Source organism: Streptomyces sp. NPDC058872 (assembly GCF_042743065.1).
Taxonomy (GTDB): Bacteria; Actinomycetota; Actinomycetes; order Streptomycetales; family Streptomycetaceae; genus Streptomyces.
In genome coordinates, this window is record NZ_JBHYMK010000005.1 from 106,701 (window position 1) to 125,999 (window position 19,299).

Consider the following 19,299-nt stretch of genomic DNA (forward strand, 5'->3'; position numbering starts at 1 on the left):
ACACCCGTACCCGGCCCACCACCGCGTACGACCAACTGGGGGACCTCTTCCATGCCCACACCGCAGCCCGTGCTGCAACTCCAGAACCTGACCCGCGTCCACGGCACCGGCGCCACCGAAGTGCACGCCCTGCGCGGAATCGACCTCGCCGTCTACCCCGGCGAACTCGTCGCCGTCATGGGCCCGTCGGGCTCCGGCAAGTCCACCCTGCTCACCATCGCGGGCGGCCTCGACACCCCCACCTCGGGCCGGGTGATCGTCGAGGACACCGACATCACCACCGCGAGCGTCAAGGAGCTCGCCGCGCTGCGCCGCCGCAGCATCGGTTACGTCTTCCAGGACTACAACCTCATCCCGGCCCTGACCGCCGCCGAGAACGTCGCCCTACCGCGCGAGTTGGACGGGACCTCCGCGCGCAAGGCACGCGTCGAGGCCCTCGCCGCCCTGGAGGAGATGGCGCTCGGCCACCTCGCCGACCGCTTCCCCGACGAGATGTCCGGCGGCCAGCAGCAGCGGATCGCCATCGCCCGCGCCCTCGTCGGCGACCGCCGACTGGTCCTCGCCGACGAGCCCACCGGCGCCCTCGACTCCGAGACCGGCGAGTCCGTGCTCGCGCTGCTCCGCACGCGCTGCGATGCGGGCGCCGCCGGCGTCCTCGTCACCCACGAACCGCGGTTCGCCGCCTGGGCCGACCGGGTGGTGTTCCTCCGGGACGGCGCCATCGTCGACCAGACCGTGCGGAGCGAAGCCGATTCCCTTCTGTCGGGCCAGGTGGCAGAGGCGTGAAGACCTGGTTCCATTCCTGGCGGGCCGCGATCCGAATAGCCCGCCGCGACGCCTGGCGCTCCAAGGGACGCAGCGCCCTCGTCCTCGCGATGATCGCGCTGCCCATCCTGGGGGTCAGCGCCCTCGACCTGACCTACCGCAGTTCCCAACTCTCCCCCGTCGAGCGGGCGGAGCGGATGATGGGCACGGCCGACGCGCGCTTCCGGGACGCCCAGTTCGGTGGTGTCCCGATCTTCCAGGACCCGTCCGGGGACCTGCGGACACCGGTCGAGGACTATGAGGACGAGCCGTGGCCGAGCGGCACCACGGACGTCTCCCGGACCTTTCCCGCAGGATCCACCGTCCTCACGGACGAGAGCGGGGCGGCCAAGCTGACGACGTCCCACGGCCTGCTCCTGACCGAGGTGCGCGAACTCAAGGCCTCCGACCCGGTTGCCCGCGGCATCATGACGCTCCTGGAGGGGCACTTCCCGGAGAGGGACGACGAGGTCATGGCGACCTCGCACTTCCTGGAGACCAGCGGCCTGTCGGTCGGCTCGACCCTTTCCGCCCGCAATTTCGACCGCCCGTACCGGATCGTCGGCGCTTACGAACTTCCCGACTCGCTCGGCACCGACCAGGTCAACGCACTGCCGGGGGCCTTCCTCGCGCCGTACGGCAAGGCCGTCACACAGGCCGGTCTGACCACCCCCGAAACCTCCCTCTCGTACCTGGTGCGCGCGTCCGGCGGTTTCACGTGGAACGCCGTCAAGGAGATCAACACCCACGGTGTGTCGGTCACTTCGCGCGCCGTGTTGGTGAACCCGCCCGCCAGGTCAGAGGTGCCGCTCTTCCAGAAGGAGGGCTGGGGCACCTTCGAAGCCAGCCCGGCCGCTGCCGCCGCCGAGCTCGCCGCCATCAGCACGGTCGTCGGCCTGGCCATGCTGGAGATCTGCCTCCTCGCCGGCCCCGCCTTCGCGGTCGGTGCCCGCCGCTCGCGCCGCCAGCTCGGTCTGGTCGGGGCCAACGGCGGTGCCCGCAGCCACATCCGGGCCATCGTGCTGAGCGGCGGCCTGGTCATCGGCCTCACCGCCGCCGTCACCGGGACCGTTCTCGCCGTGGTCCTGACGCTGGCCCTGCAGCCGGTCCTCGAAGAGACCATGGGGCAGCGGTTCGGGGCCTTCGAGGTCCGACCGGCCGAACTCCTCGGCATTGCCCTGCTCGCGGTCCTGACCGGTCTGCTCTCGGCCATCGTTCCGGCCTTCACCGCCGCACGACAGACCGTCCTCGCCTCGCTCACCGGCCGGCGCGGAATCCGCCGCAGCAGCCGGGTGCTCCCGCTCATCGGGCTCGGCGCCCTTCTGCTCGGCGGTTCCATCGCCCTCTTCGGCTCGCTCGTCAGCGAGCAGTTCATCATCGTGGCCGGTGGTTCCGCCATCGCCGAACTGGGCGTCGTCGCCATGACCCCGGCCCTGGTGGGCCTCTTCGGGCGAACCGGCCGCTGGCTGCCGCTCTCCCCCCGTCTCGCGCTGCGGGACGCCGTCCGCAACCGGGGCCGTACGGCACCCGCGGTCGCCGCCGTCCTCGCCGCCGTCGCGGGCACGGTCGCCGTCTCCACCTACATGGCCAGCCGCGAGGCCCAGAGCGAGGCCGAGTACGAGGCCAAGCTGCCGTACGGCGTCGCCTCCGCCTTCGTCTCCGAGGAGGGCGGACGGGACGCCCCCGCCGTCCGGGAGGCCGTCCAGCGCTCCTTCCCCGTCGACCTGCGCGCCGACGTGGAGCGCGTGTCCGTCGGCAAGCCCGGCTGTGCCCCCTGGAGCGCGGAGGCGGGCTGCGGTCGCTACGAGGTCGTCGTTCCCCAGGCGAACGAGTGCCCGCTGTACGCGGCGCTCCCCGACGGCGGCGACCCCTCGGAGAAGTACACGCCCGAGCAGCGGCGGAAGATCCTCACCGAGGACTGGCGCTGCGCGGAGAACGGCAACGGCGGGATGTACGTCTCCGAGGGCGGGCTGCTCGTCGGTGACGCCGGAGTGCTGACCGTCCTCGGCGTCGACGATCCCGCGACCGTCCGGGCACTGGCCGAGGGCAAGGTCGTCAGCTTCAACCGGAGCCAGGTCGCCGCGGACGGCACCATCGGCATCAAGCAGATCACCGACCTCGCCGCAGCCGACAAGGCCTCCTCGGAGAACCGCCCGGTCCCCGGCAGGATCACCTCCCTGCCCGCCTACCAGGTGCCCGGCGAGAAGAACGCATACGGCCTCCAGGCCCTGATGACCCCGGCCACCGCCAAGGCCGCAGGGCTCTCCACGGTCCCGCTCGGCCTCTACGTCAGCACGGACCGGCTCCCCGACGGCGAACAGCGCCAGAAGCTCGACGCCGAGCTCGCGAAGCTCGGCAGCGAAGTCCAGCTCCACCTGGAGGAGGGCTTCGTCCAGCAGGACGGCATCGTCCTGCTCTCGCTGGCCGTCTTCGCCGGTCTCGTCACCATCGGCGCCGCGGGCATCGCCACCGGTCTCGCCCAGGCCGATGCCGAAGCCGACCTGAAGACGCTCGCCGCCGTCGGCGCACCGCCCAAGGTCCGCCGCACCCTCAGCGGGTTCCAGTGCGGCGTCGTCGCCGCCATGGGCGTGCTCCTCGGCTCGGCGGCCGGGCTGCTGCCCGCCGTGGGCCTGCGCCTCACCGAAGAGCGCGAGCAGGTCCGCTTCTTCGAGCAGAGCCTGGCCCAGGGCTGGATCGGAGAGACCTCCCCGCCCGAGCTGCCGATCGTCATCCCCTGGGAAACGCTGGCCGGCCTGCTCGTCGCCGTCCCGCTCGGCGCCGCGCTGCTCGCCGCCCTGGTGACCCGCTCGCGCGGAGCGCTCGCCCGACGCGCGGCGACCTGACGGTCCCCGCTCCCGTCCCGTGCCCCTGTACGAGGGTGGATCACCCCCGTACAGGGGCACACCGTGTGGTGAGGCATGCGTACGAGAGAATGGCGGCATGGAGATGCCGAGGAATGACAGGTCGCAGGAGAGCCCCCCGATCCTCGTCGTGGGACAGGACGGGATGGCGCTCGGCGGCGCTCAGGGCGACGACGAAACCCGCGAGGTCCCGGTGACGGAAATGGTCGAGCAGCCTGCGAAGGTCATGCGGATCGGCAGCATGATCAAGCAGCTCCTGGAAGAAGTGCGCGCGGCACCCCTCGACGAGGCCAGCCGCGTCAGGCTCAAGGACATCCACGCCAGCTCCGTCAAGGAGTTGGAGGACGGGCTCGCGCCCGAACTGGTCGAGGAACTGGAACGTCTCTCCCTGCCGTTCACCGACGAGGCGATCCCCTCCGAGGCGGAGCTGCGCATCGCGCAGGCCCAACTGGTGGGGTGGCTCGAAGGGCTGTTCCACGGCATCCAGACGGCGCTGTTCGCCCAACAGATGGCGGCCAGGGCGCAGTTGGAGCAGATGCGCCGCGCGCTGCCCCCGGGCGCGTCCCACGACGATGACGACGAGCAGGGCCACGGACATGCGGGGCGCTCGGGCCCGTATCTGTAGGTCGCACGCGGAGGAGGGCCGGCGCACCGGGTGTGCCGGCCCTCCTCCGTGCGCACGCCGCCCACCGGGGCGCGCCACGGCAGGCGCCGGCCGTCGAGGGGCCGTCCGCCCGGTGGGATCAGGCGCCCGGTGGGATCAGGCGCCCGGTGGGATCAGGCGCCCGGGGCGAGCAACAGCACCTTGCCCACGTGGGTGCCGGCCTCCAGCGCCCGGTGCCCCTCCGCCGCGTCCTGCATCGGAACCGTGCGGTCGACGACCGGCCGGACCGTACCCGCGCCGATCAGGGGCCAGACGTGCTCCCGGACGGCGGCGACGATCGCCGCCTTCTCGTGCACCGGACGGGACCGCAGCGTGGTCGCCATGACGGCGGCGCGCTTGGCGAGCAGCGCCCCGAGGTTCAGTTCGCCCTTCACCCCGCCCTGGAGGCCGATGATGACCAGCCGGCCGTTCACGGCCAGCGCCTTCACGTTCCGCTCCAGGTACTTCGCGCCCATGATGTCCAGGATGACGTCCGCACCCGCGCCGTCCGTCGCCTTCGCCAACTCCTCCACGAAGTCCTGCTCGCGGTAGTCGATCAGGACGTCCGCGCCCAACTCGGCGCAGCGCGCCAGCTTCTCGGGCCCACCGGCGGTGACCGCGACCCGCGCACCGACCGCCTTCGCCAGCTGGATCGCCATCGTGCCGATCCCGCTCGCACCACCGTGCACCAGCAGGGTCTCGCCCGGCCTCAGGTGGGCGATCATGAAGATGTTGGAGCTTGTGGCGGTACCCCCACCCATGAAGATGTTAGACCACACCGTTGCGGTTGCTTCCGGCAGCGCGGCAGCGTCGGCCACAGACACACCGTCCGGTACAGGAAGTACCTGGCCAGCGGGCACGCTCACCTTCTCGGCGTACCCCCCACCACTCAGGAGAGCGCACACCGGCTGACCGACTTTCCACCCGGTGACCCCCTCCCCCAGCGCTGCCACATGCCCGGAGCATTCAAGTCCCGGATACGGCGAAGCGCCAGGCGGAGGATCGTAGAAGCCTTGGCGCTGGAGTAGGTCCGCCCGGTTTACGGCGCTGGCCGTCACATCAATGAGGACTTCCCCCGGCCCCGGTACGGGGTCCGGTACCTCTGTCCATGTGAGCACTTCCGGCCCACCCGGTTCGGTGATCGTGATTGCCTTCATAACCTCACGCTACCCACGACGAAGGCCCCGCCCATGCGCCACGGGGGCCGACGCACGGACGGGGCCGCTGAGGGGCCGCTGAGGGGCGTTCAGACGGCTTTTCGGTACTCCGCCCAGCGTCGGGCAGCGTCAAGGACAGTGGCCGTCCACGGGTCCGGGTCGGCACCCGCGATTTCTTCCCACAGATTTGCGGTCGCCAGCGAGAAGGCCGTCACTGCTTCCGGTGCTGCCGTCTGCCACGCGGGAACACGTGCCGCCCACTGTTCGGCCGACTGGGGTTCTTGCTTGCCTGCCGCCATGAGCCACACCGTCCAGTGGGCAGCGTCCAGCCATGCGGCACCGCGTGTTGCCCAAGCCCAGTCAACGAGAAAGGCGGGGCCGTCCACCATGACGTTCTCGTTGTTCAGGTCTGTGTGAAGCAGGGAGTTGCCCGCGAAGTGCGCAACGTCGGACGGCTTGGCCGCGTACCTCTCAAGACGTTGTTCCGCCTGCCGCAACTCGATTTCGGGGCAGGGGACTTCCCCCAGTCGGCAAAGAAGATCGGCCACTTTGGGGAGGTCCGGCGAACCTGCCGAGTAGTCGGCGTGGTGGCCGTCCAGTACCTCAAACCCCAGGAGCACCCATCCGGCGTCTTCCACCTGCCAGAGAAGCGCGGGCGCGATTCCTCGGAGGTACGGGTTTACTTCGGCTTCCCGGCGCTGAGTCCATACGCGCTTGTGGTCGGTTCTTAGGCCCTTGACGAAGAAGGAACCGCCAGCGGTGAAGATTCGCGCCGCGATTTCGCTATTGAAGCCTTGCCGTACCGTTTCGGTCTTGATGATTTCCCCGGCGCGAGATTCAACGCCAGCAAGTACGGCGGACGGTAGATCATCGAATGACATTCGCTGAGTTGCCACGGTTCCCAGACTCTCATACGACGGCCCACACGGGCCCCGCAGCGCGTGAACGCCACAGAGCCCGTGCGGAGTCCTACGGGTGTACCGGCGCGGTTACCGGTACGGGTTGTCGTCGTTGCAGCCCGGTACGGTGCCTTCGGTCAGCGACTCGACGTCGTCCACGATGACCAGTCCGGCCGGTTCCGGGGTCTTCGGCTGGTCGCCCGTGGCCGGTACCAGGCTCAGCCCCGGGCGGGTGGTGAGTTCGACGGCTACAGCGCTCATTCTGTGTGGTCTCCGTTTCCGTGTTGACAGTAGGTGTTCAGTGGTGCCTTCGCTTCCTGGTACGCCTTAGCGAGTGGCCGACATACCCGGCAGGTTGCCGAGAGTTGGCAGCCGCTACAGCCACCGGAGCGAAGCATTTGGGCGTCTGCGATTGCGGGCAGACGCGAAAGGCCGTTTAGTCCCTCAGCTATGAGGCTTACGGGGTTTTCACGGCCGACCTTGCACATGGTGGCGAACCCGTGGGGGTCCACGTGAAAGAACGTGTGTCCGGCCGGGCAGCCCTGAAAGACCGTGGACTTGTCCAGGAATCCCGGAGCCTGAGCGGCGAGCGGTTCGGGATTTCCGTCATAGGTAGGCGAGATATTCGCGTATTCGGTGTACGTGGTCGCGTACTCCCCTGCGATTTCCCGCATGGCTTCAACTTCGTGCGCGTTGTGCTTAGTGATGATCAACGCGAGTTCAAGTGAGACCCCCGCCTCTTTGGCAGCCTTGAGCCCCTTCATGAGCAGCTTGTAAGCACCCGGCTTGCGCGTGAGGGAATCGAAACTCTCAGCCGTCGCGCCGTACAGGGAAACCGTCACCTTGTGCGGGGGCAGGGACGAAAGAAGCTCGATGGTTTCCGGCCGGTGCAGTCGAGACCCATTCGTCAGAATCTCGATGAGCATTCCCAGCCCGAAGGCCGTTCGGTAGGCGTGCGGGAAATCCCGGTCAATTGTGGGCTCTCCCCCGGTGAACTGGAGCCATAACACCCCTGCGTCACGGAGCATGAAGAGCAGCCGGTCTTTCTCTTCGCGCGGCAAACCTTCAAATTTCCGCTCGGCAAGGTAGCAGTGCTCACAGTTGAAATTGCAGCCCTTATTGATCTCCCACGTTGCCCGGCTGTAGTTCAGCGGAGTGAGCGGGCGAACCAGAACGGTTCCCTTGGCCGGGCATCCGGCAATGTCGATTCCCCATGCCTGCCGGGCAGCGTCGGCCAGCCATCCCGGTACCGCCTGCCCGTCGGCCACGGCACCGGCAAGTTCCCGGTGCATGGCGTACGGGACGTGCATTCCCTTACGCGCACCGGGGCGCGCAATGATGAACTTGTCACCTTGCGGACTGGCAATGACCTGGTGCATTGGGGGTTCCTCCGGGGTTGTGGGTCCCCGCCCGACTACGGCTGTCCGTTCACGTAGCCGGGCGGGGGCTTGCCCCGCCCCTGCCCTTTCCGATTCGCCGTGGGGGTTGGAGATTCGGTTAGGTTCGGCAGGGGCGGGAATCTGGGGGTGCGGCTACGCTGCCGCGTAATCGGCTTCGCTTAATCGCCATTCGGTGACGAAGTCCAGCATCATCGGGCGGCAGGTGAGAGAGAGAAACAGGTCGGTGTGAGCAAGCCCGAAAATTCTGTCGGGCCCACCAGCGTTGATACTGATGCTTCGGCCGTTCGCCAGTGCGTTCATTTGCTTGCCCTGGTGGTGCATGTCCATGGCCCATTTCCGGAAGATGTTTCCGGGGTTGGGGCTCTCTGCGCTGGCAAGGTGCAGGCATTCGGGCGGCAGGGGCCCTACTCCGGGAATGGGGTCAAGCGCGTTTGCTAGGCGGTGCGCACGACCACGTAACCAACGAATGGCCAGCCGGGGGGAGTTGGCCCGGTATCCGCCAAGGAACCATTCCCGTCCGTCCACCGAACTACGGGCGACGAATTCGCACCAGTAGCCTTCAACGTTCGCGGTCACAACCACTCCCCCGGAACGATGCGGTACGGCGCACTGGTCACCAGCCGGTACGTCAGATGCTCGCGGTTGTCGCTGCGGTGCTCCCCAACCCAAGTCGCTGCCGCCGCTTGCGCTTCACGGTCGGCCTTTTCCTGAGTCTCCGGGGTGTTCTGCTTCTCGACTTCCACCGGGGGCCCGGATTCACCACATACGGCGCACTGCATGGCGTGCGTCTGGGGTTCTGCGTCGGGTTCGCAGTCTGCCTCAACGCGAAAGCGTCGGAATCGGTATCCCATTACCGCCTGCCCAGTTCCTTGAAGTGCTCTTCAATTGCAGCCCCCAATTCCTCCACCCGTTCGGCCAACGTGTTGCCGGTAGCTGCTTCGTCGTCCGGCTGGTCATCCGGTCGGGGATGCGGCGAGCGTTCCGGGGCGTTCGCGGTCACCGCTCTGCCCCCTCGCCCTGGTCGGCCCGGTGCGGGTGCCCAGTGATCACCCGGTTGAAGTCGGCAACGCGCTGGGGTGCCCCCTGTGTCCGTGCGGCCGTCCGGCCCCGGTCTGCCGCGAAGCACACGCGGCAGTCAGGATGCGCCACGGGCTCAAGGTCCGGCATGGGCACTGCCGCCGCCAGCTCCTCTACGCCGCGCGGTCGGGCGGGGTTCGTCGGCCGGTCGGTCATGGTGTTGCCGTCCCCTTCGTCTGCGGGTGCTGCTGTCCGTAATGACGCACTCACAGAGTCGGACTTTGGGTCTACGCTCGAAAGACGGCAGCGCTGGACACTGCCAACTGTCCAACGATCAAGGGGTGTTCGTTCGTATGAGTGTCGAAAACGAGAACGATGATCTAGCCGACCCGTCAGCGTCTCCTTTGGTGCACTTCGGCAGCGAAGTACGGATTGAGCGCGAACGACTTGGTTTGTCTCGCAAGGATTTAGGCACGGAAGCACACTGCGGGTACTCCCTGGTGGCCAAGATCGAGGCTGGCGAGCGCGTACCGGCTTTGGAGTTCGCGGAAGCGTGCGACCGCGTGTTCCCCAACGCCAACGGGCGCTTCGTTCGACTCTGGCCGTTGGCCCTCCGCTACGCGTTCCCGCCCTGGTTCCGCCGGTACGTGGAGCTGGAGGCGAAGGCGACCGTGGTTCGGATGTTCCACCCCACGCTTCTACCGGGGTTGGTACAGACGCGCTCCTACGCCGAAGCGGTCTTGCGTACCGGTCGGCCCACCAACCTTGAGGACTTGCTGACTGCCCGGATGGAGCGGCAACGCATCCTTGCTCGCGAAGACGGCCCCGCGCGCTTGTGGCTGGTGCTGAACGAGAGCGCCCTACGTAACTCCGTTGGCGACCCTGCCACCATGCGCGCTCAGCTTGACCACTTGCGGGACCTTGCCGAGACCCCCCGGCATCGAGTGCAGATCATCAAAGACCAGGGGCAGCACCACGGTTGGGCAAGCCCCTTCGGTTTGCTCTCGTTCAAGGAAGGGGCCGACGTGGTGCACGTGGACGGCTTCCCAAGGGGGTACATCCTCGCTGAAGAAGCGGACGTTGCGGCGGCACAGGATGCCTATGATCTGCTGACCGCCATGGCCGCGCCGCCGGATGAGACGGCAGACATGATCAACACCATTGCGAAGGACTGTTACTCATGACGCACAACCTCGTTCCCGACTGGACCAGTTCGAGCTACAGCCAGAACAACGGCGGTGAGTGCGTCGAGTGGGCCCCGGAGTACGCGCGGGCCACGGGCACGTTCCTGGTCCGTGACAGCAAGGACCCGAACGGCCCGACGCTGAACCTCACGGCCGAAGGTTTCGCCGGTCTCGTGGCCTTCGCCAAGACGCACGGCTGACCGGCCGACGCGCACGCCGCCCAGTTCGAGCCCCGCCACTTCACCCCCTCCGGAGTGGCGGGGCTCTTCGCTACCCTGCGTAAAATTTTTGGGGCTCGCCGGCATCGATCCTGGGGGTTAAAACGGACATGCCGGGCCCCGCGGCCTCACTTTGCGTGATCACATGGCAGGGGCGCGCACAGGCACCACGCGCCGGAGATCATGGGCTAGGCGACTGGCCAACGAAGGGGACTCAGGGGGCCGCTGATGGGCCGTACGGAGGTTTGCCGGGCCGGTGGCTACGCCGGTCGGCAAGGGGCTCTCAGGGGCGCTCACAGCGTCCTTCTGGGGACAGTGGCTAGGCAGGCTCAGCGCGGCCAGCAAGACGAAGGCGACGGCCGTTGTGACGGCCGCAAGCGCGGAGCGGACGGGCGGGCGGTGGTTCATGGTTCCCCCTGAGTGGCGGTGGTGCAGTCGGCGCAAACGCGTCGGCTTCTCCCCTGAGTTGGTGGGTTGGTGTCCGCCGGTCACGCGGCGAGCGTGACCGGTCCTTCGTCGTCGTCCTGGTGGTGGTTGTGCTGGCCGTAGTCGCACGCCGACCAGACTCCGCCCGGATAGGGCAGGTACGCCCCCGTCTCGGGGCTCATGTACCACTCAGCGGACCCCACAAGGTCCCCCGAGTACCGGTCGCGCACCAGCAAGCGGAAGCCATCGAACTTGCCCCCTTTGAGCAGCCGCGCAACCAAGACCCCTTGCGCCCGCAGCACTGCCCCCGTCTCTTCGCATGTCGTAATCCGTTCTTCCCCTAGTGGTTGCGGCAGGTCGGCACACGGGTGCCACGTAAGCCGGTTGTCTCCCAGCTCTGGCACCCAGACCGACACCAATACGTCCCCTGTACCGCGTGTAGCCATCCGGACACTCTAGAACACACGTTCGGAATCCGGAAGGGGATATACCGGGCGGTAGGCACATGCCCCTGACCTAGACCAACGACCCGCATTGAGGGTCGCACGGCGCACTGACACCGGCCCTGACCTGCAACTTTAGATTCCCTTAAAGATCGCCGTCTTTTGTGATTTAGGTCACATGTGTCATGCATCTACCTTGGCCTTCGAACTGTCATGAGCACGCAAAAAAGCCCCCACCGAAACCGGTGGGGGCTCTCATGGGGCACCGACTCACGTGAGTCGGTGCCTAGGTGCTGGCAATGACAAGCAGGGTGGACCCTTCACGGATCACCCATTTGCGGCGGCGAAGTTCGGTTGCCTCTTCATAGTTGGCAGTGACCCAGTCGCAAGCGGCCTGCCAGTTGGCGGAAGCACCCAGTTCGCGGGCACCACCCTTGACCAACTCATAAGCGGCTTCCGCCTGTTCAGGCGAACTCAGGTCGCCAGCGGCAGCGGCGAAGCGGGCAAGGAACGCGGTGCGCTCATCCTGGTCTGTCATGAGGGTCACTCCTTGGCACCGACTCACGTGAGTCGGTGGTCATTTGTCGGCGTACTTCACGCATACGGTTGTGGTGACTGGATGCATGGTCGTGGTCTTGCCGGTGAACACCGGAACCAGGGACATGCGGGTTTCATACTTCACACACTCGGGCCCGTCGCTGACCTTGCAGCCGCTCAGTATGAGCACTGCCGCAATGACCAGGACCCAGAAGACCCACGAACCCCCACCCTTGCTCGGGCAGTTGCAGCCCCAGCTTTCCCGCATGTAGCACGTCTGGTGGTGCTGACCCTTCACGCTCTCCCCTTCGTCGGGCACCGACTCACGTGAGTCGGTGGTTTACCAGTGGGCAACACGCTCTTCGGTGCGAAGGGTGGCCGTACGAAGCGGGGAACGGTCCGGCGCTTCAATGGCCTTCGCTGCGTCTATGAGCCATGCGGCAAGGTTGCGCGCCTCAACCGGGGTGAGCTTGGCACGGTCGCCCGGTACGGCAACGCTGAGGGTGCCGCGCTCCTTGTCGTTGTGCCATGCGACGACTCGCCCACCGTTGCGGGCGGCAAGGGTGGCCTTCGTCTCTCGGGTCACGTTCAGCACTGCACTTCTCCTTCGCTCAGGGGTTGAGTTCTTCAAGTTCCTGCATGAGCCAAAAGGCATCATCGGAACTCATGTCGATGGTGGCGACGGTGCGCCCGGATGCGTCCCGGACGTGAACGTCAAAGGTGATTCCCACGCGGGTGACTTCAACGGTTCCGCCGTCGGCAGTCGAGAGCTTCACGGCTATTCCCTTTCGACTACGCGGCGGCAATCCAGAGTTCCGCAAAACGGTCTTTGGCTTTGCTGCGGACGATGCGGACTTGATGGAGTGGTATTCCGTGGTCGCGTGAGAGTTCGTCGTCTCGTTCGGTGCCGTAGAAGTCCACGGGGATGATGCCGGTAAGCGCCATGAGAACTATTCGCTGTTGCTCCCCCATGCGCTTGAGGGTGCGGCGCACTTTCAGGCCGGTCTCTTTCCGGCGCGCTTTTTCGTAGTCGCTGGGCTCCAAGAGTTCGACCGGAACGCCAGCGTCAGCGGCTAGGGTGTCGGCCAATGTGACCGACTCCCCCGTTTCACTCTCGCCAAGGGGTGCGTCCAGGTACTCAAGACCCTGGTAGCTGAGCCGTGCCGCGTACGCCGTTTCGACGCTGAGCCTTCGGTCCCCCATGGCTTCCTTGGTGGTGGCCAGCCACTCAGCCTCATAAACGTCACCACCGGCCAGCGAGAGCGCCCGTTCAAAGGCGGCAGCAACGGAGCGGGAAACGCCGTGCCTGGTCTCTTCCTTGCGTGCGTCGCTCATGGCTCCCTTGAGCGTCCGGTCAATGAAGGTGAAGAACTCCGCCACGGTGCGGCCGTTGAAGCGGCTCAGCCCCTCCCAAACGGCTATACGGCCAATCTGGGCTAGGTCTTCGGTAAGGGTGTGGTCCGTGCGACCGGCACCGGTCGCGTACTTCCATGCCAGTTGATTGACCCGCTCTTCCGTGGCGGTCACCACGGCCGTCACGGCGTCAAGGTCATTCGCCTTAGCGGCGGCAATCTGCTTTTCGGTGAGGTCTATCAAGGAGTGCTCCGCGTGTTCCTGGGCCGGTTGCACTCCCGTGGGGAGCGCAAGGGTTGCCCGGAACAGGGCGAAGCGCGCTAGACCGTTTGGTGAGTCAGATCACCGATGCGTCTGGACATGCGGGGGCATGGCTAGGCCCCGTCCGGGACGCTCCGAACGGGGCTTGCGCATTGCCTTCGTCGTTGCGTGGCGTTGAACTTAGGCAGCGATGCGGACACCAACAACGGACTTGATGAGAGGTAAGACCGCTGGTCTTTTGGTTGGTTGTAGAAGGTTCCGAAGGCGAGACGGACACTCAGCCCACGGGATGAGCGAGCACATTTCCTTTCATCCCTGAGAAGGACTAGATAACGGACAGGTAACGGGCACCGACTCACGTGAGTCGGTGGTCAGAAGTCGGCCCCGTACAGCGACCCCCAGGAACGGCCGCCAATCTCCGCTTCGGCCACGATCGGCACTCCGAATAGGTCGAACGTCATTGCCCGCTCAAACTCCCGCGCGTACTCCTCCGCTTCGCGTGTCGGTACTGACGCAAGGATTTCGTCATGAATCGGCAAGCACATCGCATCGAGAAGACCGGCGCTCTCGGCGTTCAAGAGCGCCTGCCCCAGCAAGTCCCGTGCCGCTGACTGGCATTGGTAGTTCACGACGGCATAGGCCCGGTCCCTGTCGAGTGGCATACGCCGACCGGTTGCCGACACGGTGACCATGCCCGTTGCTCGCGCCTCACGCTGCCAGCGAGCCGACGCGCGGCGAATTTCCGGGAAGATGCGGTCATAGGCTGTTACCGCTCTCCTGATTTCTTCCTCGCTGGCACCGGTCTGCCTGGCCAGCGTGGAAATGCCGCCCCCATAGACCTTTCCGAATCCCGCACCTTTGAAGAGCTTGCGGTCTTTGTCGGTGGCTCCTTCGCCCTTGATGAGCTGAGCCGTGAACATGTGAATGTCGAAATCCGAACCGCCCGACTGAAAGCCGTCTTTCATCCGGCGCACGTCCGCCAATGCGGCGAGCACTCGCATTTCAACGGCCTGAAAGTCGGTGCTGACCATGACGTGACCTTCGTCGGCGAGAAGGCAACGCCGGATCATCTGATCCGATGACGGCAGTGTTTGAAGTGCCGGGCGCGTGACACTCATACGTCCCGTGCGTGCGGCTAGTGAATTCACGAAGGGGTGCACCCTGCCGGATGAGTCCACCGTTTCTAGGAACGTCTCCGCATACGCTGAGCGCCATTTGCCCGCACGCTTGCTTTTCAAGATTGCTTCGGCCAGCGGGTTAGGGGTCCGGATTCCTAGCCGCTTCCATTGCAAGTCCATGTCAGCAAGCGCGAGCAATACGGCTTTGTCCACCTTGACGGCCCCGCCTGCCGTCCGTTCCGTCAGCGTCTCCCCCATACCGGTGAGCGCTTCCGCAATCTGCTTGTTGGAGTTGACCGAATCGACCCCGTACCGCGCGGCAACACCGGCGTTCTCTGTTGCATCCGCGCTGAGAGCGGCATCAAGTTCGTGCGTGAACGGCACGTCAAGAATGAGCCCCCGGCGCTGCATGTGCGCACAGATACGGGATATTTCGTGTTCGTAGTCCACCAGCCGGGACCGGACCCCCAGCCGCCTAAGCTCAGCGGATAGGTACGGCTCAAGCCGGGCCGTGAACACCACGTCAAGACCGGCGTACAAGTTGTAGGTGGGGTGGTCCAGCGGGATGCGGGCAAAACCGTTGGCCTTCGTGAGCCCCAGCGACCGGAAGACTGCTGTGAGGTCCCCTTGAGTGTCCGGGGCCGTCCGGTCCACGTAGTACGCCGACAGGGGTTTGAGGGCCGTCCCAATGCCCCCTTCCTGGGGTTGCCGGGGGTCCACAAGGGCAGCCATTACGCGCGTGTCTCGGGTGCGTGGCGCTAGGTCTTCCAGCGCAATGCCCGCGTGCCGGTCCAACACCAGCCAGTCAAAGGAAGCGTTGTGAATCAGGAACCGGCGAGCCTTGCGGAGCACCTGAGCGGCAGCGTGCCGGAAGTGGCCCCCGCGCTCCCAGTGAATGACCCACGCTTCGTCAGCGTCGCCAAACTGGACCGTGCGAAGGCGGTAGCCGTCACTGAACACGTCAAGCCCGCTGGTTTCCGTGTCCAGTGCGATTGGCCCGCGCTCATTTGCGCGCTGAGCCCAGCGGGTGAATTCGTCTAGGTCTTCGGTCGTCTCGGGAACGTGAATGTTCACCACGTCACCGGCAATCGGGTGTCGATAGGTCCGCATGTGCGCGCCCCCTCAAAGCACGACAGACCACCGACTCACGTGAGTCGGTGGTCTGCTTGGGTGTGGGTTAGTTGCTGAAAATGCCGGGGCCGTCCGGGGCGGATTCCGCCAGTCGGATGCCAGCGAGAGCCACACCCGCTCGCTTGATCACGCGGGTTACCCCTCGCTCCTCAAGTGCGCCGTAGAAGGTGCGTCGGGTCCACCTTTCCTTTTGCGGCAGGTTCTCCGCTTCGCACCAATCCAAGTAGGCATTGAATGCGTCGTTGCCGTTCATGACGTTGGATTCGTCGCACGCCTCAAGAACACCGGGGAAGAATCCGGCGAGCGCGTCACTGGTCTTGCGGTATTCGTTGCTGGCCCTGGTGATGATGTCGGGGTCTTGCAGTCCGCCCCGGTACCACTCGACGGCCCCGCGAACCGCCCATGCGGCAATGCCTTCGGCTTCCTTCATGAGCTTGGCGTCAAGGCCGTAATCCCGCTCGTGCGGTGCGAACCAGCGCGTGAAGGGCAAGAGCTTGACCCGTCGCCAAAGTCCCTCATCCTGACCTTTGAACTTTGGCCGGTGGTTGGTTGCGAGGATCAGAAGGAACGTCGGCTTGAACGTGAAGAACTCTTGCCGCAGGAACCTTGCGGCCACTTCGTCCTTGCCGGTTACGCGCTTGAGCACGCTTTCCGACATGGGCTTGCCGCTCTCACCCTCAGACGCCATGACGAGACGTGAACCCCTCAGTGCCGCAAGGTCGTTGGGGATTCCCCCGGACGGCTTCTCTTCGAACGTCGCAAAGGGAGTGGTCCGGCTGATGGCCCGGAAGACGGCCGTAAGGGTGTCCGTCGCCACGCTCTTGCCGTTGGCTCCCTTCCCCCACGCGACACAGAAGCACTGTTCGGCGTTGCTGCCGGTGATTCCGTAGCCGATGAGCCGCTGAAAGTACGCGGGCAATTCCGGGTCGGTGGGGAAGATTTCCGCGATGAACTGTTCCCAGCGCGGGCACTCGGCATCCGGCCGGTAATTCAGGTCAAGCCGGTACGTGAGCATGTCGCGCTTGTCGTGCGGTCGGAGTTCTCCGGTGCGGAGATTCACCGTGCCGTTCTTGAAGCTCAACAGGTCCGGCCGGTTGTCGAATTCGGCAGCGTCCACGTGCACAGTCGGCACGCTGCGCAGTTCCGTCATGAGAGCGTCAATGCGCGTGGTCATGGTGAATCCGCGTGCCTTCTGAGTCTCGCCAGCGAGAACGAGAGCGGCCCCCATGCGGTGAATCTCCTGCCGCACGCGGACTTCCGACCGTTCCCATACGCGGCCGTTCCACACGTAGAAGCCAAGCCCCGGTGCGTAGCGAATGCAGCCGTCCGACCACGCCACCAGTGCGTGAGCGTTCATGGCGTCGCTCTCGCCGTACCGGTTGATGAGTCCAGCGAGGATGCGCGCCGCTTCCGTGCCTTCGTCGCGGGTCACCACGTCCGTGCCGGTGCGGTCGGTGAGTTCGGCGGAGACGGCTTCCGCCTTGTCGTCGTCCGAACTCAGTACCAGCCGGGCCGACTTGACCGCGCGGTGAAGTGCGAAGGGGAATCCGTGCGCGTCCCGCTCGCGCCAATCGGTGAGGTCATCCCCGGTGTTGGGAACGGGGAGCGCGTATACCTCGATTCCGAAGGGCTTGAGTCCAGCGGCAAGCGCACGGTTGAAACGCTGCCCGGCATCGTCGTTGTCACCGGCAGCGATTACCTGAGTGCCCCTGAGCCCTTCGGCAAGTTCCGCCAGTAGCTCAGGGCTTCCGGCGAGAGCGGCCCCCCGAATGACCACGGCGTCATACCCCACGGCAACGGCTGTAAGGCCGTCTCCGGGCCCCTCAGAGACGATGGTGACCCCGTAGCCACCCTGGCCCCTCAGAGCGCCGTACGGGGCCCACCGTGCCCCCTCAGGGTTGCGCAGCGACACCCACCGGCCCGGACACCCCCCGCTCAGGTCCCGCCCCTGTAGACCACGGGCCACGCCGTTGAAGTCGAGAAGGGGAACGGTCAGCCGGGGAAACCGGGTGAACGCCCGTGCCCGGTAGGGGAAGTTGGGAACGCCGAACCCATCATCGGCCCCAAGCCGGAGTTCGGCGGCAAGCTCCTGGTCCACCCCGAACCGCTGAGCCGCGTAGGCAAGCGCCTGAGTCCCCACCTGAGAGGCAGGATCATGCAGCCACTCAGCCGACTGGTCAACGTAGGCGGCAAGCGCGGCCGTTGGTCCGGGGCCTACCAGGGTCGGGCGCTTGCTGGGGACCGTTGCACCGGGGCCGGTGGCGTCGAACAGATCTGACCACGTGAGCCGAACGGCATTGATCACATCCTGAGTTGGGCACCCTGCCCGGCACGTGATCCGGACCTTGTTGTCATCCCCCCGCCATACCCGAAGCGACGGGCGAGAGTCCTTGTGTGCCGGGCAGAGCGCGAGGTAACCCCCATCGTTCTGTTCGGTTACGTCTGTGAATCGGGCGAGTATCTGAGCGAACTTCATTCCTTGCTTCTCCTTCGTTCACTCGCCCTTGAGCGCGAAGGTTGCTCAGATCAGCCCGTCACTCTGTGTCCGTTCCGCGGGGCCCGGCATGTCCGTTTCGCCCACGTACACCCGTTGCCGGCATTTCCGCGGTTCTCACCGTGCGTGACGAAGGGCCCGCACGTCGGCAAGGAGTCGGGCGAAGGGCTCAAGCTCCGTGGCCATGTACCAGCGCCCCGTATCGAGCCCCCGGAGCGAGGGCGTGAACGCGTAGCGTTCTGCAAACTCCCGCGTACCCATGCCCAGCGCGAGACGTACGCGGGTCCATGTCCGAACTCCCGCGTACACCTTCCCGCGCCGAACGTTGAGCCGATGCACCTTGACTACGGCGACCCCGTACGGGAATCCGGCGTGCCGTGCCTCAATCTCCGCTTGCCGCAGGAAGGTTGGGACGCTGGCGCGCTTCACGTTCTTGCACTCAAGTACGAAGGGCACCGCGTGCACGTCGCCTACGTCGGCGGCACCCTCTTGTGCCGGTCGGCGCACATTGTGTGCGTCGAACGGATCAAGGAACTTCCCGTATTCATCAACTAGCCCAAGCTCAGCGTTCAGGTAATTGCGCACATCCGATTCCCACTGAGTCCCCTTGACCTTGTTCGGGTTAGCCACGTCGGCACCACCGAACGTCAGCACCACGGTTGACCGCAGCAAGGCAGGCACTCAAGTACCGCCCCCAGTCGCCCCGTTGGGCCGCTCCGGGGCTCAGCCATACCGTGTCACCCTCCCCCATGCGCCGAAGGTCCCCCAGTGCCGGGCCAGCGTCGGCCGTAATCTTGCTCTCCATTCCTCCCCTTCCCACCGACTCACGTGAGTCGGTGCCGACACACGAAAGGGCCGGACAGTGCCCGCGTAGGGAACCGTCCGGCCCTTGTGGTCCGTCGTCAGTCGTCTTCGTGTCCGCCGTTGGCCATGATCAGCCGCGCGTGTTCCGCACTGATCCACTCGGCGCGCATGGTCCGGCGCTTCGCAAACCCGCTCTCTGTGCCGGTGGGCTGCACCTTGAGCATGGGCCGTAGCCTGCCGTCCACCAGAACGGCCGTGACGCGCTCAATGATTGCGTCGGACACGCGCACGCGATTCCCCTGCCGGGCCGCGTAGTTGATGAGATCACCGGGGTATAGCTCTTCCCCGGCGTAATCCGTGACCACGCCGCGCTTACCCAATGTCGTACCCCTCGTCATCATGCACGCCGAAGCGCCTTCGCCTTTCGTGAATTACCGCCTTACGCGCATCGGGCGGGAATTCCCAAAGGGGCGACCGAACGGTTTCATCAGCCGCCCCCTTGAGTTCCTGAGCCCAGTTGCGCGCGCCGCCCTGGTCGAGCTTCACCAT

Annotated in this window: 22 protein-coding genes; 5 read left to right on the forward strand and 17 right to left on the reverse strand. The window is 65.9% G+C overall.

What is annotated here, in order from left to right:
- Positions 1-51: 51 nt before the first annotated feature.
- The 3 genes from ACFW22_RS04665 to ACFW22_RS04675 all read left to right on the forward strand — a co-directional run bounded on the left by ACFW22_RS04665 (position 52) and on the right by ACFW22_RS04675 (position 4,290).
- The gene (locus ACFW22_RS04665; protein ID WP_386398807.1) at positions 52-786 is read left to right on the forward strand and encodes an ABC transporter ATP-binding protein; all 735 of its coding nucleotides are present in this window, start codon (positions 52-54) and stop codon (positions 784-786) included.
- Positions 783-3,647 (forward strand): FtsX-like permease family protein, encoded by a 2,865-nt coding sequence (locus ACFW22_RS04670; protein WP_386398809.1) that lies wholly within the window; start codon positions 783-785, stop codon positions 3,645-3,647. The genes ACFW22_RS04665 and ACFW22_RS04670 overlap by 4 nt, the downstream gene beginning before the upstream one ends.
- A gap of 97 nt (positions 3,648-3,744) precedes the next feature.
- A complete protein-coding gene (locus ACFW22_RS04675; protein WP_384874250.1) occupies positions 3,745-4,290 on the forward strand; it encodes a bacterial proteasome activator family protein in 546 nt (181 codons plus the stop codon).
- Between the two features lie 152 nt (positions 4,291-4,442).
- On the opposite strand, the gene ACFW22_RS04680 is transcribed toward ACFW22_RS04675, so the two are convergent.
- The 7 genes from ACFW22_RS04680 to ACFW22_RS04710 all read right to left on the reverse strand — a co-directional run bounded on the left by ACFW22_RS04680 (position 4,443) and on the right by ACFW22_RS04710 (position 8,764).
- Positions 4,443-5,465, reverse strand: a complete 1,023-nt coding sequence (locus tag ACFW22_RS04680) for an NAD(P)H-quinone oxidoreductase (protein WP_386398814.1) — start codon at positions 5,463-5,465, stop codon at positions 4,443-4,445.
- 89 nt (positions 5,466-5,554) lie between these two features.
- Complete coding sequence (locus tag ACFW22_RS04685) at positions 5,555-6,361, reverse strand: phosphotransferase (RefSeq protein WP_173264329.1); 807 nt, start codon at positions 6,359-6,361, stop codon at positions 5,555-5,557.
- A gap of 93 nt (positions 6,362-6,454) precedes the next feature.
- Complete coding sequence (locus tag ACFW22_RS04690) at positions 6,455-6,625, reverse strand: hypothetical protein (RefSeq protein ID WP_173264330.1); 171 nt, start codon at positions 6,623-6,625, stop codon at positions 6,455-6,457.
- Positions 6,622-7,743, reverse strand: coding sequence for a radical SAM protein (locus tag ACFW22_RS04695; RefSeq protein ID WP_386398819.1), 1,122 nt, complete (start codon positions 7,741-7,743; stop codon positions 6,622-6,624). Before ACFW22_RS04695 ends, ACFW22_RS04690 begins: the two co-directional genes overlap by 4 nt.
- Positions 7,744-7,896: 153 nt before the next feature.
- Complete coding sequence (locus ACFW22_RS04700) at positions 7,897-8,340, reverse strand: hypothetical protein (protein ID WP_386398822.1); 444 nt, start codon at positions 8,338-8,340, stop codon at positions 7,897-7,899.
- Positions 8,337-8,507 (reverse strand): hypothetical protein, encoded by a 171-nt coding sequence (locus ACFW22_RS04705; RefSeq protein WP_386398824.1) that lies wholly within the window; start codon positions 8,505-8,507, stop codon positions 8,337-8,339. Before ACFW22_RS04705 ends, ACFW22_RS04700 begins: the two co-directional genes overlap by 4 nt.
- A gap of 107 nt (positions 8,508-8,614) precedes the next feature.
- Positions 8,615-8,764, reverse strand: coding sequence for a hypothetical protein (locus tag ACFW22_RS04710; RefSeq protein WP_386398828.1), 150 nt, complete (start codon positions 8,762-8,764; stop codon positions 8,615-8,617).
- A 370-nt stretch (positions 8,765-9,134) separates the two neighbouring features.
- Between ACFW22_RS04710 and ACFW22_RS04715 the strand changes: the two genes are divergently transcribed.
- Together ACFW22_RS04715 and ACFW22_RS04720 are read left to right on the forward strand one after the other, a co-directional pair.
- Positions 9,135-9,965: a Scr1 family TA system antitoxin-like transcriptional regulator gene (locus tag ACFW22_RS04715; RefSeq protein WP_386398830.1), complete on the forward strand. Its 831-nt coding sequence runs from the start codon at positions 9,135-9,137 to the stop codon at positions 9,963-9,965.
- Positions 9,962-10,165 carry a DUF397 domain-containing protein gene (locus ACFW22_RS04720; protein ID WP_386398834.1) on the forward strand — a complete coding sequence of 68 codons (204 nt, stop codon included), beginning with the start codon at positions 9,962-9,964 and terminating at the stop codon, positions 10,163-10,165. Before ACFW22_RS04715 ends, ACFW22_RS04720 begins: the two co-directional genes overlap by 4 nt.
- Positions 10,166-11,338: 1,173 nt before the next feature.
- Here the strand turns inward: ACFW22_RS04720 and ACFW22_RS04725 are convergent.
- The 10 genes from ACFW22_RS04725 to ACFW22_RS04770 form a co-directional block, all read right to left on the reverse strand.
- Complete coding sequence (locus tag ACFW22_RS04725; RefSeq protein ID WP_386398836.1) at positions 11,339-11,590, reverse strand: hypothetical protein; 252 nt, start codon at positions 11,588-11,590, stop codon at positions 11,339-11,341.
- Between the two features lie 39 nt (positions 11,591-11,629).
- Entirely contained in the window at positions 11,630-11,887 is a 258-nt protein-coding gene (locus ACFW22_RS04730; protein WP_386398838.1) for a hypothetical protein, read from the reverse strand.
- A gap of 42 nt (positions 11,888-11,929) precedes the next feature.
- Entirely contained in the window at positions 11,930-12,184 is a 255-nt protein-coding gene (locus ACFW22_RS04735; RefSeq protein ID WP_386398840.1) for a hypothetical protein, read from the reverse strand.
- Between the two features lie 16 nt (positions 12,185-12,200).
- Positions 12,201-12,365: a hypothetical protein gene (locus tag ACFW22_RS04740; protein ID WP_386398843.1), complete on the reverse strand. Its 165-nt coding sequence runs from the start codon at positions 12,363-12,365 to the stop codon at positions 12,201-12,203.
- A gap of 16 nt (positions 12,366-12,381) precedes the next feature.
- The gene (locus ACFW22_RS04745) at positions 12,382-13,185 is read right to left on the reverse strand and encodes a sigma factor (protein ID WP_386398845.1); all 804 of its coding nucleotides are present in this window, start codon (positions 13,183-13,185) and stop codon (positions 12,382-12,384) included.
- A 389-nt stretch (positions 13,186-13,574) separates the two neighbouring features.
- Complete coding sequence (locus tag ACFW22_RS04750; protein ID WP_386398847.1) at positions 13,575-15,431, reverse strand: DNA polymerase; 1,857 nt, start codon at positions 15,429-15,431, stop codon at positions 13,575-13,577.
- Positions 15,432-15,498: 67 nt separating this feature from the next.
- On the reverse strand, positions 15,499-17,928 hold the full coding sequence (locus ACFW22_RS04755; protein WP_386398849.1) for a phage/plasmid primase, P4 family: 2,430 nt from the start codon (positions 17,926-17,928) through the stop codon (positions 15,499-15,501).
- Between the two features lie 135 nt (positions 17,929-18,063).
- Entirely contained in the window at positions 18,064-18,603 is a 540-nt protein-coding gene (locus ACFW22_RS04760) for a hypothetical protein (protein WP_386398852.1), read from the reverse strand.
- A 245-nt stretch (positions 18,604-18,848) separates the two neighbouring features.
- A complete protein-coding gene (locus ACFW22_RS04765) occupies positions 18,849-19,130 on the reverse strand; it encodes a hypothetical protein (RefSeq protein ID WP_386398855.1) in 282 nt (93 codons plus the stop codon).
- Positions 19,123-19,299, reverse strand: coding sequence for a hypothetical protein (locus ACFW22_RS04770; protein WP_386398857.1), 177 nt, complete (start codon positions 19,297-19,299; stop codon positions 19,123-19,125). The genes ACFW22_RS04765 and ACFW22_RS04770 overlap by 8 nt, the downstream gene beginning before the upstream one ends.